The organism is Candidatus Binatia bacterium (assembly GCA_029243485.1).
Classification (GTDB): Bacteria; Desulfobacterota; Binatia; order UBA12015; family UBA12015; genus VGTG01.
This window is the reverse complement of sequence record JAQWRY010000037.1, coordinates 1-14577: the sequence shown is the minus strand read 5'-3', so window position 1 is coordinate 14577 and position 14577 is coordinate 1. Positions and strand designations below refer to the sequence as shown.

The window sequence follows — 14577 nt, the reverse complement described above, 5'->3', positions numbered from 1 at the left end:
CGGGCTAGCGCCCGAGCGCGAAGACCAGGTTGCCGAGCAATGCGACCGCGAAGTACGCGGCCACGACCGCGGCACCCGCGTAGTCCTTGGCCATGCGTTGGCCGAAGAGGAGCGCGAGGAGCGAGATCGTCGCGAAGCGCATGCCCCAACGCGCGAGGAAGCCGCCGGACATGAAGCTGAACGTGACGAGGCTGAGTCCGCAGAAAATCCCTGCGGCTAGCTCGAGTGCGGTGAGCGCCCAGAACAGCGAGCCCATCATCCCCTGGAGGGTGGGCGCCTGCGAGAAGGCCTCCTGCATGTAGGCCTTGTTCCCTTCGGAATCGACGACCTTGTTGATGCCCGACTGAAGGAAGACGATTGCGAAGAATGCGATTACCGAGAATCGGGCGAAGGTGAGAAAGCCCGAGTCTGCTGCCAACGTTCCTACGGTTTCCATGATGCGCTCCTTTGCGCCCGGGTTTACGGTCGGCAGGCGCTGCGGTCAACCGAGTCGGTGCCCGATTCGTAGTCAGGCCCCCCGCGGTCGTGGTACAAACGCGCGTGCGCGACCCCCTGGATCGGCGCCTCCGGTGGCTCTTTGGTAGCGCTGCGGCGGCCTTTGGGTTGCTCGGCGGAACGCTCGCGCTGTCGCTGCTCGGGGTGACCGGGAACCTCCTGGGTTTCGCTCCGGAGGCATCCCCCTGGATTCCGTTCGCGATTGCGTACGCCGTGATGGCGGCACTGGTGGCCGGCCGGATCGCCCGTGCGCCGCGCCGGCAGACGTTTTTGATGCTCGCTCTGGCCGGGGCGCTGGGGGCATCGGGCCTCACCGCGCTCGGACTGTGGGCTTCCGCAGGGGCGGGTCCGCAGGCCCGGGTCCTCGGGTCGGGGGCCGCCATCGAGCTCGCGTCCGCCCTCCTGTGCGCCTGTGCGTGGGGGCGGCTGTGGTTCGCCGACCTTCCCGGCGAGGCACGCGAGCGGCGGGACGAGGCGCTCCTCCAGGCCGTGCTTTCGACCCTGGTCCCCGAGGGCGGTGCGGTCGAGATCGGTGCCTCGGAATCGGGCGTCCGGGAGCGCGTTCTCGCGCGACGGAGTGTCGGCCGGACCGAGGTCGGGATTCGCCTCGAGTTGCGACAGTTGGATCTCGCGAGCCGATGGGTCGCTCGCGAGTCGTTCACTCAGGCATCGCCCGATACCCGCAGTGAAGTCCTGAACCGGTTGTGTGGCTCGAGGGTTGGTGCTCTTCGGCGGATCGCTCTCGCTTGGCGCGCGGCGGCGCTCGCCGCGTACTATGCGGATGCTCGTGTCCAGGGCGAGATCGGCTTCGATCGGCGCTATCTCGATCGTCGACTGGCCGAAGGGCCGAACCGCGATGCCCACCGTGCTCGCCTCGAGGCGGAATCGGCGGGTGAGGCGTCGGACCGAGGCGTGCTTCGCCAGCCCGAAGTCGGGACTCCGGTCCTGCGGCTGATTCGTACCGGAGGCCAGACCTCGCAATGAGTCCTCTGTGGGGGCCGCATTGACGCCGACGCCCGAACGACTTCGTGCGCTGCGTGATTCCGAACGCGTGCACGACGGCGCAGAGTTCGAACGCGACGTCTCGGACCGCGCGCAGGTCTGCGTCATCGGAAGCGGTGCGGGCGGGGCCTCCGTCGCGTTGTCGCTCGCTCGCGGCGGCCACTCGGTGATCCTGGTGGAAGAGGGCGCGTACCACCTCGGAGGAGAGATGGGGCCGAGGCCCGGCGCGGCAGTGCTCGATCGCGACGTGGCTCAGCTCGGCAGTGCGTACGGCACGGCGATCGGCCTGCGCCTCGGTCGCTGCGTCGGCGGGACGACCGTGCTGGGCGCCGGGACGTACGAGCAGCCGGCCGACGACGTTTTGAACGGTTGGGCGGCCGACCACGGGCTCGCCGATCTCGACGCGGCGGCGTTGCGGCCGTACTTCGAGCGGATCACCGAGGATCTCGAGATCGCCGCGGTTCCCGACATCACGTACGGGCGGAACGCGGAGCTCCTCGAAGTCGGTGCGCGGAATACGGGGTACGCGGGAGAGCGCGTTCGGCGGGGCGCGCACGGCTGTCTGGGTTCGGGCGTGTGCCTGCAGGGGTGTCCCCAGGATGCGAAGCAGGCGATGCACGTGAGCTACGTGCCGCAGGCGATCGAGGCCGGCGCGGCGCTCTACACGCGAGCGAGGGCTTCGGAGCTTCTCGTGTCTCAGGGGCGGGCGTTCGGGGTGGCGGCGGAGTTCCTGTCGGCCGAGGGTCGTGCGACGGGGCGTAAGTTGCGGGTGGTTGCGGAGCGAGTGGTCGTCGCGTGTGGCGCGCTTCTGACACCGCACCTGTTGTTGCGCAGCGGGCTTGGTCGGGGACGCCCACATCTCGGGAAGCACCTGCGCCTTCATCCCACCGCGCGTGTCACCGCGCGCTTTGGCGGAGACGTTCGCGGGTGGGCCAGCGTTCCCGAGGGTTTTGCGGTGCGTTCGCTCGAGTCGCAGGGAATCTCGATCCGGAGTCACTTCCCGCGTCCCGAGGAGCTTGCCCCGTCCATTCCCGGCTTTGGGGAGGTGCACAAGGAAGTCATGAGTCGGGTCACGCGGCTCGGCTCGTTTGCCGCGACGATCCGCGAGGAGTCGACCGGTATGGTTCGCGTGGGCCGACGGGGTCGGCGCTCGGTGCGTTACCGGCTTCGTGAGGCGGATCGAAAGCGGTTGCTTCGCGCGATCGGCGTCACTGCGGAGTTGGCGTTTGCGGCCGGTGCCGAGGAAGTCTACCCGGCGCTGCGTTCGGTTCCGCGCCTGTCGTCACCCGATGAGGCGCGTGCTCTCGCTGAGGCGCGTACGCCGCTGCGCGACTTCGCTCTCGACGGATGGCATCCGATTGGAACGGTGCGTATGTCCGACGACCCGCGGCGCGGCGCGACCAATTCCGGCGGCAAGCTCCACGGCCTGCGGGATCTCTACGTTGCGGACGCGAGCCTTTTCCCGGCTTCGACCGGTCCAAACCCGCAGCTCACGGTGATGGCGCTCGCGCTTCGAATCGCAGACCAGCTCTCGGCCGGTCTCGGCGCGCCGCTTTAAAGTCGCGCCGAGGCTGAAGCGGCCGGCCCGCTCAGGGCAGGACTTTGATCGCGATGTCGGACGGGAAGGTGCCCGTGCGCGGCACGGTCGAGGTATAGGGCTTCTCGTCGAGACTTCCGTCCTCTCGGACACGGAAACCATCGACACGGTCGAGGCCGCCCTGCGACACGAGGACGGTCTTGGATGGTGCGTTGCCCGTCGGCGTGAACTCAAGGTAGCCGAGACCCGTCGGGTAGGATGCAGGGTTGGGTAGCGTGATCGCCTCGGACGATGCGATGATGCCACCGTTCTCGTTCAGGCGGTACGACGCGACGGTGCCGTCCTGGAAGAGTGCGCCGTAGATCCGCGTCTGGTCGGGCTTGATCACGATCGACTGATAGAAGCCCCGGACCGGCGACTCGCTGGCCGGAATGTTGGGCAGGTCGTAGAATTCGTCGATTGGCCAGGCGCCGAGACGTTGTGCGCCTTCCTCGACGGCGTAGAGCATGCCGAGGTCCCCGTTCGGCTCCGGGTTTGGGTACTCGCGGACTTCGACACGGCCGGGGAAGTTTAGGAGGAAGAAGTCCGGTCCGGGCGTCGGCTCGGCTGTCGGCGTGGGCGTCGGCCCGTCTTCGTTCGGAGTCGGTGTTGGCGTTGGCGTCGGGAAGTTGATGGGCGTCGGCGTCGGAGCTTCGGCCGGCAGCGAGCCGTCGGACTCGCGCAGGAAGCGGTACATTCGCTGCACGGCGGTGTCGGCTCCCCAAACGAACGTGGAGCTGACCGCGAGTGCCTCGAACTGGACGACGTCGTTACCGATTCCCTGTGAGCCGGCGAAGCCCGGAAGCTCACCGTTGTCGCCCAGAGGATAGGCCGCGAGGCGGCTTCGGTTGCTGGTGGAGCCGGCTTGGCCGGTTTCCGCCGCGTAGAGGGTAAAGGTGCCGTCTTCATCGGCGCCCACCGCGATGTCGAACAGGGAGTTGTTGCCGCGGGGGTTCGTCGCGCAGGGGGGGGAGAGCAACCTGTCGTCGCCGCATAGGGACCTGAGCGAGCCGTTGGAGATGTCGAACCCGACGATCTGCGAACGGGTCGCGACATACAGCACAGGCAATGCCGGGTGAACCGCCAGGCGACGCGGGTTCACGAGCGTTACGGTCGAGAGCGGCGGGCCGCCCTGGAGCAGTCCATCGGCGCCCAGCCTGTAGGCGCTGACCGCGCCACCGTTGGTTCCGACAGCCGCGTTTCGTGCCTCTGCGACGTAGATGAAAACGTTGCTACCGCCCGGCGCGGCGGTGGCCTGCGGCGGGACGTAGAGGTTTTCCCCGTTAGGGCAGCCCAGAGTGAACAGGCAGGCGACCAGAAGGAGCCCACTGGCCCGGAGCTGCGACAGAGACATCCGGGCGGGGTATATCGGAGGGGCATGGCGCTGTCGAGATGACGCAACCAGCCACGGGAGGATAGATGCACAAGATACAGGACAGTTTCCTGCTCCGTTTCAGCCTCGAGGTCGAGATCGCGGACGAGCAGCTCGATGACGACGACTTCGACGAGGCCTCCTGGCGCGCCGAGTGGGAGCGCGCCGTCAAACCCCGAATCGTCCGCGCCGTCTTCGACGCCCTCCGCGAAACCCCCGAATGGACCAGCCACATCCGCAACCGCGGCGCCCCCACAGACTCCGAAATCGAAGTCGTAGTCTCGCGTACTTATGGGGGTAGGGACGTTGGTTAGTCTCGCTAATTTTGTTTAGTCGTGGCGAAGCCCTCTTTCGGCCTCGGAAAGCTCGCGACGACTAAACAAAATCAGCGAGACTAACCAACGTCCCCTTCCAAGTCCGGGACTTGCCAGAATTGGATTAGGACGCCGTGGGCGTCGCGGGGGGAGATGAAGGCGGTTTTGTAGCCTTTGCCGAGGTTGGCTTCGTCTACGACGCGGACGCCGTCTTTGCGGAGGCGTTCGAGGACGGGGGCGAGATCGTCGACGTCGATGGAGATGTGGTGGAAGCCCTGTCCGCGCTTTTTGAGGAACTTGGTGACGAAGCTCGATCCGCTCGCGTCGGCGATGAGTTCCATCTTGTAGCCGGCAAGATCGAACTGGAGCAGCTCGAAGTCGCCGCCGTAGCCCATGTGCCGATCGCGTAGGTTGTCGATCGGGAAGTAGCGTTGGAAGAAGGCGAGCCCGGAGTCGAGGCTCTCGACGGCGACGGAGAGATGATCGAAGGCCGTCCGCACGTCGCCGAACGGCATCGGGGCGATGCGGTCGCGCGGAGGTGGTGCGCCGTGGCTCACCTGCCAGAACTGCACGAGCATACCGAAGGCGGAGCGCGGTGAGATGAACGCGGTCTTGTCGCCGTCGTCTGACTCGAACCGATCGACGATCCGCAGGCCGTCTCGTTCCATCGGGCCGACGATTCCCTCGAGGTCGTCGGTCTCAAGCGAAAGATGGTGAACGCCTTCTCCGCGTTTTTGCAGGAACTGCTCAACGAAACTGCCCGCCCGAGCACTCTCGATGAGCTCGAACTTCACGTTTCCAACCCAGAAGTCGCACCACCGGAACTGGTCGTTATAGCCGTCGGCCGGCTTCCAGTTCATCTCGACGGGGAGGTAGCGAGAGAAGAAGTCCAGCGCCTTCTCCATGGAGTGCACCGCGATAGAGAAGTGATCGACTCGGAGGTTCATGGAAGGAAGTGCTATAGCCAAGGGGATGCGAGGTCGCATTCGCGTGGTGTTGGTGCGCCCCCGGCGCGGCGGGAACGTCGGGTCGGTCGCGCGGGCCATGAAGAACATGGGTCTCGACGACCTCGTTCTGGTCGCGCCGCGCACGCCGGTCGGCGCGACGGCGCAGCACATGGCGGCGCACGCTGGTGACGTCCTGAAGGCACGCCGTACCGTCCCCGACCTCGCCGCCGCACTCGCGGATACGACGCTCGCCATCGGAACGGTCGGACGCGAGACGACACCGCGCCAACGGCTCGAGAGCCCGCGCGCGCTGGCCCCGGAGATCGTCGCGCAGGCGCAGGCGGGGCGCGTCGCGCTCGTTTTCGGCCCGGAGGACCATGGTCTCTCCAACGCCGACCTCGACCAGTGTCAGCGCCTGCTCTGCATTCCGACCGGCGACGAGTACGCGTCGCTCAATCTCGCCCAGGCCGTTCTGATCTGTGCGTACGAGGTGCACCTGGTCCTCGCGGAGGAAGGCGCGGCGCCGGCTTTGAGAGGGGCGACGACGCGGCGACGCGCCGAGCGCGAAGCGGACACCGCCGCCGCGACCGGAGAGGAGCGGGACTCGATGTTCGATCATCTCGAGTCGGCGCTCGGCGGCATCGGTTTTCTTTCGCCGCAAAACCCCGCGCACATCATGCGGGATATCCGCGCGCTCTTCGGGCGCGGTGGGCTCACGAAGCGCGACATCCGCGTGTGGCGGGGGATCGCGCGTCAGGTCTCGTGGGCCGCGAAGAAGATCAGCGGGGTCCCGAAAGACTCTTGACGTCGGAGATGATCAACGCCGGGAGCTCGCCGTACTCGAGCGGTTCTCCCCGCACCTCGACGCGGTGGGCGATGAACGGCATGAGCGGGTTCTGGGAGGGGCCGCTCCGCCGGTCGACGACGGCGACGTAGAGCTGCTTCGTCTTCTCGTCGAGCACGCCGAGATCCTGACCCGCGCGGGCGCAAGCGATGGCGCACTGCTCGTGGTCGGGGCCCTTTCGCCCTCCGATGATGAAGCAACCGGTCTCCACCACCTCTCCGCGCACCCGAATCTGAGGGCGTGGCTCTGCCGTCACCTCAGGCTCGGCGAGCTCGCTTTCTTCCTGGGCCCGAGCGATGCCCGAGCTGGGCGGCAGCCCGAAGCACAGAAGGGCCACAGCAAGCAGCAGGCTATGGGGTCTGATTCTTGTTCGTGTGCACCGCGAGGGTATCTCATGCAGTATCGCCATGGTCGGGGCCAATGGTGGTCTCACTGAAGCCCTAGACTAATCAGAGGTTTACCCTCTGCGGGTCTCGTGCCGCTGCGGACATCGTCCTTGCGATAGGGAAGCGGTACAACGGAAGCACCAAATCTAAATACCTACTCAGACGAAACTCTACGAGTCGACGGCAATTTCAACCCAATTGGGAAAAACAACCGGGGTGGCGCGCAAGCAGGGTGCCGCTCGGGGGCACTACCCCCCTGCTTCCCCTCGCGACTCGAGGATCCCGATTCCGTCCGGAAAGCTGAGGCCGGAATCCAGTGTTTCCGGCGCCTGTGGCTCGTCGCCCCGGAACTGGATACGCCGCACGGTGCCGACCTGCGAGCCCGGACCGATGCTGCCGTTGTCGCGCAGGACCAGCCCGATGTCGGCGTAGTAGATGTTCCCGCCCGAATCGACACCGATCCCGAACGGCGATCCAGTGGAGTAGGGCACTGGGCCGAGGCCTTCCCCGGTGGGGGGCTCGAGGATGCGGCGAAGGAACTGGCCGTCTTGGTCGAACTCCGCGATCACTCCGTTCAATACGCTCGTCACGTAGTAGCCGCCGCGCCCGTTGGACCAGACGGCGCTCGTCGTCGGAGTCTCGGCGCTGGACGGGATGAACAGTCCCTTCGTGATGGAATCGGCGACGGGCGCGCCGGTCGAGTCTTCGCGTCCGCAGCCGCCGGCCGCGTCGTTCGATGTGGGGTAGGGCGGCGTGTAGCGCCAGATGCCGGGTGCCACGCGAGCGCTCGCGACGTAGATCTCGTCGCCCGGTCCGACGTAGATTCCGCCCGCCGTCCCAATCTCAATGTCGAGTTTGCAATACGAAACATCGGTCGAGTCGAATGGCGGGAACCAGAGCATGAGCTGCCCCGTCCCGTCGCCCGAAGCCTGGTTGCCGACATCGGTCGTGACGAGCGTTCCGTTCGATAGAAACCCGCAGCCGTAGTTCTCAGGGCTGCTGCCCGCGGGTTGATACGTCGGTGTCAGCTTCCCGATTCGCGTCGCGGACAGCTCGCCGATCTCGCGGCCGTGCAACTCGAAGTATCCCCATCCGGCGGGCGGGTCCGGTTGGTCCGTATCCTCCCCGGCGATGAAGCGGTTCGACCCGGCGGGCGCGCGCGGGTCGAAACAAATCTGCGCGTTGATGTCCCATCCGTCGGGGTCGATCGAATTGCGTTCGATGACCGTCTGCTTCAAGTCGCCTGCGTCGGGTGCGTAGGCGTTCAGCCGGTTGCCTTCACCGCTGAAGACGAGGACCGATTCGTTCAGGTCCGCATCCGAACAAGAAATCAGACTTGCCGCCGTGAGCAGAAGCCCGGTGGCGACCCATGATCGAGCGGGGTCCTGTGGCATTCATCGGGCACATCACACGAGGCGCTCCGGTGTCAACCGGGCTGCTGACTCCAGGGTTAGGCGTGGGCCGCCGATTCAGGAGATCTGGTCGGCGCGACGCTGGGCCTGGTCGAGCTGGCGGCCGCGTTGGCGCGCTTCGACCTGCGTCTTCACTCGCATGAACAGCTCCTCTTTGTTCACCGGCTTGGCGAGGAACTCGCTCACACCCAGGTTCATTCCCGTAGCGCGCGTCTCCATGTCGTCGCGGGCGGTTAGGAGAATGATGGGCAGCGTTGCGGTGGCGGGAGCCTTTTTCAGCTCCCGGCAGACGGCGAAGCCGTCCATGACGGGCATCATCACATCGAGCAGCACCACATCGACGTCGGTGCTGCTCAGGACGTCGAGAGCAGCTTGTCCACCGTCGGCGACCACGACGGAGTATCCGCGGCGCTCGAGAAGGTGGGAGAGGAGACGACGGGAATCCTCGTCGTCGTCGACGACCAGCACGCTGCCGAGCATCTGATCCCCTGTTTCTTCCGGTTTCATGTCGCGGTCATACCACTCTCGACGACGACTGCGCCACGGCGGCGACGGAGTTTGGCGACGAGGGTGGTGCGCTTGAGTCCGAGGAGGCGAGCGGCTGCCTGTTTGTTTCCTTTGGTGCGGCGGAGCGCCTCGTCGATCAGCCGGTTTTCGAACTCCTCGACTGCGTTCGCGAGGTTGAGGCCTTCCTCCGACATGACCGGCTTAGGAATCTTCTTCTCGGAGATGAACGAGCGGACATTGGCCGGCAGGTTCTCGACGCGGATGACGGAGTCTTCTGAGAGGATGACGAGTCGCTCGAGGAGGTTCTCAAGTTCGCGAACGTTGCCGGGCCAGTCGTACTCCCAGAGATGGACCATCGCCTCTTCGGTGATGGTGACCTCGAGCTCGGGCCGCTTCTGGTTGTGACGGTCCAGGAAGTGACGCACGAGAAGCGGGATGTCGGAGCGACGTTCCCGCATCGGCGGCAGGTTCACCGGAATGACTTCGAGTCGATAGTAGAGATCTTCGCGGAAGAGGCCGCGCTCGATCTGGAGCGATAGATCTTTGTTTGTCGCGGCGATGACGCGCACGTCGACGTGACGCGGACGGTCGGAACCGACCGGTCGGACTTCATGATCCTGCAGCACCCGCAGCAGCTTCACCTGCAGGATGGGGCTCATCTCCGAGATTTCGTCGAGGAAGATCGTACCGCCGCTCGCGAGCTGGAACATGCCGGCTCGGCTCCCGACCGCTCCCGTGAACGACCCACGCTCGTGACCGAACATTTCGGACTCGAGCAAGTCGGCGGGGATGGCTCCGCAGTTTACCGGGATGAACGGCTTCTCGGAGCGCAGACTGCAACCGTGGATCTCGCGCGCAGCGAGTTCTTTGCCGGTCCCGCTCTCGCCGAGGATCAGGCAAGTTGCATCCGTAACGGCCACCCGCCTGATCAGATTACGGACTCGTTGCACGAGCGGGTGTTGCCCAATCAGCTGTGTGGTTCCGTTCTGCTGCACGTACGTCTCTTTTGCCGGCGGGGGAGAGGCCGGTTCTGCGAATAGTGATCCAGAATATGTCACAGTGTCGCGGGGTGTCGCCATAGATTGCTCTGGCGATTCCTGATCCTGGCTAGAATTCGATCAAAAACCGACGAATCTTTAGCGTTTTCCGACAATTATCTGACGGCCCGAAAAATTGCCGTGTTTACCAGGGGTTGCTACCGCCCGTAGCATGCCTAGAGCGAAAAAGAAGCAGGTGAAAGCCCCCAAGGCGTCGAAAGTCCGACGGGGGGAACACTCCGACGGTCGCGCGGCCAGCGAGCCCCGAAAGCTGCAGCTGGACGTCGGTCACCTGACACACGCAGAGGGATCCGCCCTTGCAACTGCTGGGGAAACTCGCGTGTTGTGCGCCGTGAGCCTCGAGGATCGAGTGCCGGACTTCCTGCGCGGTTCGGGTCGGGGTTGGCTCACCGCGGAGTACTCGATGCTCCCTCGGTCGACGCATACGCGCAGTGCGCGTGAGGCAAACAAGGGCAAGATCAAAGGGCGAACGCACGAGATCCAACGTCTCATCGGCCGTAGCCTGCGCGCAGTGCTCGACCTGAACATGCTCGGAGAGCGCACACTCTATGTGGACTGTGACGTGATCCAGGCCGACGGTGGCACGCGCACCACCTCGATCAACGGCGCCTACGCCGCGGTCGCCCAGGCGATCGAGACCCTGATGGCTTCCGGGGAGCTGAAGAAGTCGCCGCTCCGCGAGCCGGTGGGTGCGATCAGCGTGGGACTCGTCGATGGTGAGGTGCTCACGGACCTCGCGTACGCTGAGGACAGCCGTGCCGAGGTCGACGCGAATTTCGTCATGACGGCCTCCGGCGGTCTCGTCGAGGTGCAAGGAACCGCCGAAGGACGAACGTTCGAGCGAGACGATCTCAACGCGATGCTCGACGCGGCATGGACAGCGATTCGTGGCTTCAACAAGATCCAGGAGCGCGCGATCGCGGACTGGGTGAAGAAGAACAGCGCAAAGAAGTGAAGCTCGCGAGGCCCGTCACGCTTGCGTCGCGCAACGAGGGCAAGCGGCGCGAGTTGGAGGCGCTGGCCGCCGGAGCGCTCCGGCTCGAATTGCTTCCGGCGGATGCGCCGGAGGTCGTCGAGGACGGCGCGACGTACCTGGAGAACGCGCGCAAGAAGGCGCAGGCGATCTCGCGGTTCACCAGCGGCCCGGCGTTGGCGGATGACTCCGGCTTGGAAGTCGACGTTTTGGGGGGCGCTCCGGGGCTGTACTCGGCCCGGTACGGCGGCGCGGGCCTCGACGATGCCGGGCGAACCGCCCACCTTCTCGAGGAGATCGGGCAGTCCGCCGACCGCGGGGCGCGCTTCCGCTGCGTCCTGGTGCTGGCGCACGGCGACGAGTGGATCTCCGCCGAGGGCGTGATTGAGGGCGAGATCGCTCAGGCACCGCGCGGCGCGGGCGGCTTCGGGTACGATCCGGTGTTCCTCGCGTCGTGCTTCGGCGGCCGGACCCTCGCGGAGGTCGACCCCGCGAAGAAGAACGAGGTGTCGCACCGGGCGGCGGCGCTTCGCGCGCTGCTCCCGAAGCTGGGCTGAGCGGGACGGCTACTCGTTCAGAAGGAAGCCGCCCTTGCCGGTCAGGGCTTTCTTGACTGCTTCGACTTCGGGGTCCGGCCCGGGCGGGTTCAACACGCGCGCGAGAAAGCGGAAGGCATCGTCGACGCGACCGGCGAGAGTGCGGCCGATGTGATCCGCACCGTCGATCAACCGGTACTCGTGCTCGACGCCGAGGTCCCACAGCTGTCTGTGCAGGAACTCCGCACCGTGGTGGAGGTTCAGCATGTCCTGGTTGCCGACCTCGAGGTAGATCTTGAGATCGCTCTGGCGAATGGGATCGGGGTTCGCATCGAGGATGGCGGGTGGATGGCTGGCTGCCCAATGCTCGGGGTCGACCGGGTTGCCGTGCAACTTCTCGATGAGTTCCTGTGGTCGAAAGAACGTGTGCTCCGGGCGCACGTCCTCGTAGCGCAGGGCCGGCTCGATGCCGGGTTCGAGCGCTGTGACACCCGCGAAGCGTTCGGGGTGACGGAACGCTAGGCGAAGGACGCCCATTCCACCCATCGAGATGCCGAAGAGGAGCGTCTTGGCCGGACTCGCGTCGGCATCGTGTGCAGTCGCGCAGTGGTCGAGCAACGGGCCTTGGAGAACGCTCTCCCAACGAACCGCGCCGTCGGCGCGGTCCAGCCAGAACGATCGCCCCGAGCGCGGAACGATCGCGACGAAGGGCGGGACCTCTCCACTCTTCCAAAGAGGCGCGAGGCGCCACCGGACGAGAGCGGCGAAGCCGGCGTGACCGTTGCCTCCGTGGAGTGCGAGTAGAAGTGGGAGCGGCTCGGCACTGCGATCTTCTGGTGCGACGACCTCGTACTCCACTCCACCTGGTGCGAGATCGGTTTGGAATCGCTCGACCTGTTCTTCGCGCGGGCTCATGGCTCGTCTCCTTGGAGGACTCTGCGTCTAGTCGGCCGGGGTCAGGCGTGCGCGGAGGCCGAGCTCGCGCCAGAAGGCGCAGGCGTCGGCGCGCGCGCCGGTGGCCTCGCGGACCTCGGTGCTGAGGATGAGGTGGCGGCGGCTGTCGTCGAGACGAGGCCATGCGACGGCGCCGGGGCCGTTGGGGTCACCCGTCGCGGCGAACCGCGTCCAGTAGCCGACCATCGACGTTGCGAGCTGTTCCTCGACGTCGCTGAAAGGCGCGTCCGTCGCCGGCGTGCCGAAGGCGTAGGAGATTTCCGCGGAGTGGAACGCGCCCAGGTCGATCTCGATGTTCAGCGGGATCTGAAACGCCGCATCGGGGTAGTCGAATTGATAGAGATAGGTCGGCGTGTGATCGGCGGCGAGGCGGGCTGTTTCAATCGTCGGACACGCGAGCGCGGCGTCGCCGAAGGACTCGGAAAGCGCGAGCCCGGGCGTTTCGAATGCGTCGAGCGGATACCGTGCCTCGACGCGGTCGATCGTCTCGTCATCGTCGCTGATCAGAAGAGCGATGCGGTCCCGGTACTGTGACGCTTCGAGCGGTCGGCCGAGATGATCGTGCGAGAGCGCCACGAAGAGCGTCCCTTCATCCTCGTTCGAACCGACGAGCAGCGGCACTCGGTGGAAGCTCCCGGAGGCGAAGCTGTCCGCGATGTTCTCGGTCAGAACGAAGTCGTCGACGATCGGGAACCAGCTCCCGAACTCGCCTTCGGAGAAGAAGAACGCGGGATCGGGAGGGAGGGCCGCCGCGACGCGGTCCGCGGGCGCTTTGCGCATGCACTCGAGGACCTCGAGCGCGTCGCCGCAGCCGAGCTGCTCGGCGAAGCGTTCCCCTTGCCGTTCGGCATCTGCCAGCGTTGCGAATTTCGTCGTGCAGGGGCCGCTCTGGATGATGCCGCGGTGGAAGAGTCCACCGGAGAGGGGTGAGGCGAGCAGGGCACAGACACTGATCCCGCCGGCGGATTCGCCGAAGATCGTCACGTTCTCGGGGTCGCCACCGAACGCGGCGATGTTTCGCTCGATCCATTCGAGTGCGGCGACTTGGTCCTCGAGGCCGTAGTTACCCGACGACGGGCGGGACGGGTCTTCGTTGGTGAGCGCGTGGTGGGCGAGGAAGCCGAGCTGGCCCAGTCGGTAGTTCAGGGTCACGACAATCGTGCCGGTCTCGGCCGCGATGGTCCGCCCATTGGTCGCGCCGGTATAATGCCGACCGTCGCCGGACGTGAAGCCGCCGCCGTGGATCCAGACCATGACCGGGGCGGGCCCGGCGGGAAGCGGATCCGGCGTGAGGACGTTCAAGTACAGGCAGTCTTCGAAGCCCGTGGGCGCGTTCATGACCGGGATGTTCTGCGGACAGGGAGGCCCGGCGAGCTTCGCCTCGCGTACGCTTTCCCACGCGGCCGCCGGGGCGGGAGATCTCCAGCGGAGGCCTTCCACGGGAGGTGCCGCGTAGGGGATTCCCATGAAGCTCCGAACGCCCCCGTCGGTCGTCCCGCGGAGTTTGCCGCCTTCTGTCGTTACGTCGAGGGGCGCCGGGTCGGCCGGCGTCGGTGGGTCGGTCGGCTCAGCCGGGGTAGGGGGATCGGTCGGTTCGACCCGGGGAGTGGGGTCGTCCGACGTCGTCTGCTCGGGATCGCTCGACGAGCACGCGGAAACGAGAAGCCCCACCGTCAACGCAAAGGTGAGAAGGTGCGAAATTCTGCTCAATGCTTGGATCTCCCCCGGGTCCTGGGTATCGGCCCCAAGAACATCCACCATAATAGGGGTGTCCGGACGAAGCAGTCGAGGGACTTCGAAACGGCCCCGATGGCCCGCATGAGGGGCCATGGGGGCCTGAGCGGACCGCAACATTGACAGTCGACGTGGTGAACCTTCTAATGATGCCTCGGCAATCGCGGTAGCAAACACGAGCATCGGGGTGTGGCGCAGCCTGGTAGCGCGCCTGCTTTGGGAGCAGGATGTCGGAGGTTCAAATCCTCTCACCCCGACTTACACAATGCTCGAGCCACCGCGGCCGACCGACGAAATCATGCGCGCCAGTAGCTCAGGTGGATAGAGCAACGGCCTTCTAAGCCGTAGGTCGAAGGTTCAAGTCCTTCCTGGCGCAGTTCGTGAAATCGGGGGGTTGCGGGGTCGTCGACCTGATTCCGATCGGCCTCGGAACCGTCGTGTGACCACTTTGTTCGGGTTCAGAGACG

The 14577-nt window shown here is 65.9% G+C and carries 15 protein-coding genes and 2 tRNA genes; 8 read left to right on the top strand and 9 right to left on the bottom strand.

Annotated elements, in window-relative coordinates:
- Positions 1-4 precede the first annotated feature (4 nt).
- Entirely contained in the window at positions 5-436 is a 432-nt protein-coding gene (locus tag P8R42_11875; protein MDG2305325.1) for a DoxX family protein, read from the bottom strand.
- A 104-nt stretch (positions 437-540) separates the two neighbouring features.
- Between P8R42_11875 and P8R42_11870 the strand changes: the two genes are divergently transcribed.
- On the top strand, positions 541-1479 hold the full coding sequence (locus P8R42_11870; protein ID MDG2305324.1) for a hypothetical protein: 939 nt from the start codon (positions 541-543) through the stop codon (positions 1477-1479).
- A 7-nt stretch (positions 1480-1486) separates the two neighbouring features.
- Positions 1487-3055 (top strand): GMC family oxidoreductase, encoded by a 1569-nt coding sequence (locus tag P8R42_11865; GenBank protein MDG2305323.1) that lies wholly within the window; start codon positions 1487-1489, stop codon positions 3053-3055.
- Positions 3056-3086: 31 nt separating this feature from the next.
- Here the strand turns inward: P8R42_11865 and P8R42_11860 are convergent, their stop codons facing one another.
- A complete protein-coding gene (locus P8R42_11860) occupies positions 3087-4427 on the bottom strand; it encodes a hypothetical protein (protein MDG2305322.1) in 1341 nt (446 codons plus the stop codon).
- Between the two features lie 65 nt (positions 4428-4492).
- On the opposite strand from P8R42_11860, the gene P8R42_11855 reads away from it, so the two are divergent.
- On the top strand, positions 4493-4759 hold the full coding sequence (locus P8R42_11855) for a hypothetical protein (protein MDG2305321.1): 267 nt from the start codon (positions 4493-4495) through the stop codon (positions 4757-4759).
- A gap of 80 nt (positions 4760-4839) precedes the next feature.
- On the opposite strand, the gene P8R42_11850 is transcribed toward P8R42_11855, so the two are convergent.
- Positions 4840-5706, bottom strand: coding sequence for a VOC family protein (locus P8R42_11850; GenBank protein ID MDG2305320.1), 867 nt, complete (start codon positions 5704-5706; stop codon positions 4840-4842).
- 25 nt (positions 5707-5731) lie between these two features.
- On the opposite strand from P8R42_11850, the gene P8R42_11845 reads away from it, so the two are divergent.
- Positions 5732-6511 carry an RNA methyltransferase gene (locus P8R42_11845; GenBank protein ID MDG2305319.1) on the top strand — a complete coding sequence of 260 codons (780 nt, stop codon included), beginning with the start codon at positions 5732-5734 and terminating at the stop codon, positions 6509-6511.
- Here P8R42_11845 and P8R42_11840 read toward each other — a convergent pair.
- The 4 genes from P8R42_11840 to P8R42_11825 all read right to left on the bottom strand — a co-directional run bounded on the left by P8R42_11840 (position 6486) and on the right by P8R42_11825 (position 9850).
- Positions 6486-6806, bottom strand: coding sequence for a hypothetical protein (locus P8R42_11840; GenBank protein MDG2305318.1), 321 nt, complete (start codon positions 6804-6806; stop codon positions 6486-6488). The two genes, P8R42_11845 and P8R42_11840, sit on opposite strands and share 26 nt — an antisense overlap.
- Before the next feature lie 378 nt (positions 6807-7184).
- Entirely contained in the window at positions 7185-8330 is a 1146-nt protein-coding gene (locus P8R42_11835; protein ID MDG2305317.1) for a hypothetical protein, read from the bottom strand.
- A 75-nt stretch (positions 8331-8405) separates the two neighbouring features.
- A complete protein-coding gene (locus P8R42_11830) occupies positions 8406-8855 on the bottom strand; it encodes a response regulator (GenBank protein ID MDG2305316.1) in 450 nt (149 codons plus the stop codon).
- Complete coding sequence (locus P8R42_11825) at positions 8852-9850, bottom strand: sigma-54 dependent transcriptional regulator (protein ID MDG2305315.1); 999 nt, start codon at positions 9848-9850, stop codon at positions 8852-8854. Before P8R42_11825 ends, P8R42_11830 begins: the two co-directional genes overlap by 4 nt.
- 238 nt (positions 9851-10088) lie before the next feature.
- On the opposite strand from P8R42_11825, the gene rph reads away from it, so the two are divergent.
- The gene (rph, locus tag P8R42_11820; GenBank protein MDG2305314.1) at positions 10089-10868 is read left to right on the top strand and encodes a ribonuclease PH; all 780 of its coding nucleotides are present in this window, start codon (positions 10089-10091) and stop codon (positions 10866-10868) included.
- Positions 10865-11443, top strand: coding sequence for an RdgB/HAM1 family non-canonical purine NTP pyrophosphatase (gene rdgB / locus P8R42_11815; protein MDG2305313.1), 579 nt, complete (start codon positions 10865-10867; stop codon positions 11441-11443). Before rph ends, rdgB begins: the two co-directional genes overlap by 4 nt.
- Before the next feature lie 9 nt (positions 11444-11452).
- On the opposite strand, the gene P8R42_11810 is transcribed toward rdgB, so the two are convergent.
- Positions 11453-12337 (bottom strand): alpha/beta hydrolase-fold protein, encoded by an 885-nt coding sequence (locus P8R42_11810; GenBank protein MDG2305312.1) that lies wholly within the window; start codon positions 12335-12337, stop codon positions 11453-11455.
- A 27-nt stretch (positions 12338-12364) separates the two neighbouring features.
- Entirely contained in the window at positions 12365-14086 is a 1722-nt protein-coding gene (locus tag P8R42_11805) for a carboxylesterase family protein (protein MDG2305311.1), read from the bottom strand.
- A gap of 207 nt (positions 14087-14293) precedes the next feature.
- Here P8R42_11805 and P8R42_11800 point away from each other — a divergent pair.
- Positions 14294-14367, top strand: a tRNA-Pro gene (locus tag P8R42_11800).
- 45 nt (positions 14368-14412) lie between these two features.
- Positions 14413-14486, top strand: a tRNA-Arg gene (locus P8R42_11795).
- Positions 14487-14577: the final 91 nt, after the last annotated feature.

Coding starts and splice junctions, on each gene's coding strand:
- P8R42_11850 (MDG2305320.1), bottom strand. CDS start 5,706: ATGAACCTCCGAGTCGATCACTTCTCTATCGCGGTGCACTCCATGGAG.
- P8R42_11855 (MDG2305321.1), top strand. CDS start 4,493: ATGCACAAGATACAGGACAGTTTCCTGCTCCGTTTCAGCCTCGAGGTC.
- P8R42_11875 (MDG2305325.1), bottom strand. CDS start 436: ATGGAAACCGTAGGAACGTTGGCAGCAGACTCGGGCTTTCTCACCTTC.
- P8R42_11810 (MDG2305312.1), bottom strand. CDS start 12,337: ATGAGCCCGCGCGAAGAACAGGTCGAGCGATTCCAAACCGATCTCGCA.
- P8R42_11860 (MDG2305322.1), bottom strand. CDS start 4,427: ATGTCTCTGTCGCAGCTCCGGGCCAGTGGGCTCCTTCTGGTCGCCTGC.
- P8R42_11845 (MDG2305319.1), top strand. CDS start 5,732: ATGCGAGGTCGCATTCGCGTGGTGTTGGTGCGCCCCCGGCGCGGCGGG.
- P8R42_11835 (MDG2305317.1), bottom strand. CDS start 8,330: ATGCCACAGGACCCCGCTCGATCATGGGTCGCCACCGGGCTTCTGCTC.
- P8R42_11830 (MDG2305316.1), bottom strand. CDS start 8,855: ATGAAACCGGAAGAAACAGGGGATCAGATGCTCGGCAGCGTGCTGGTC.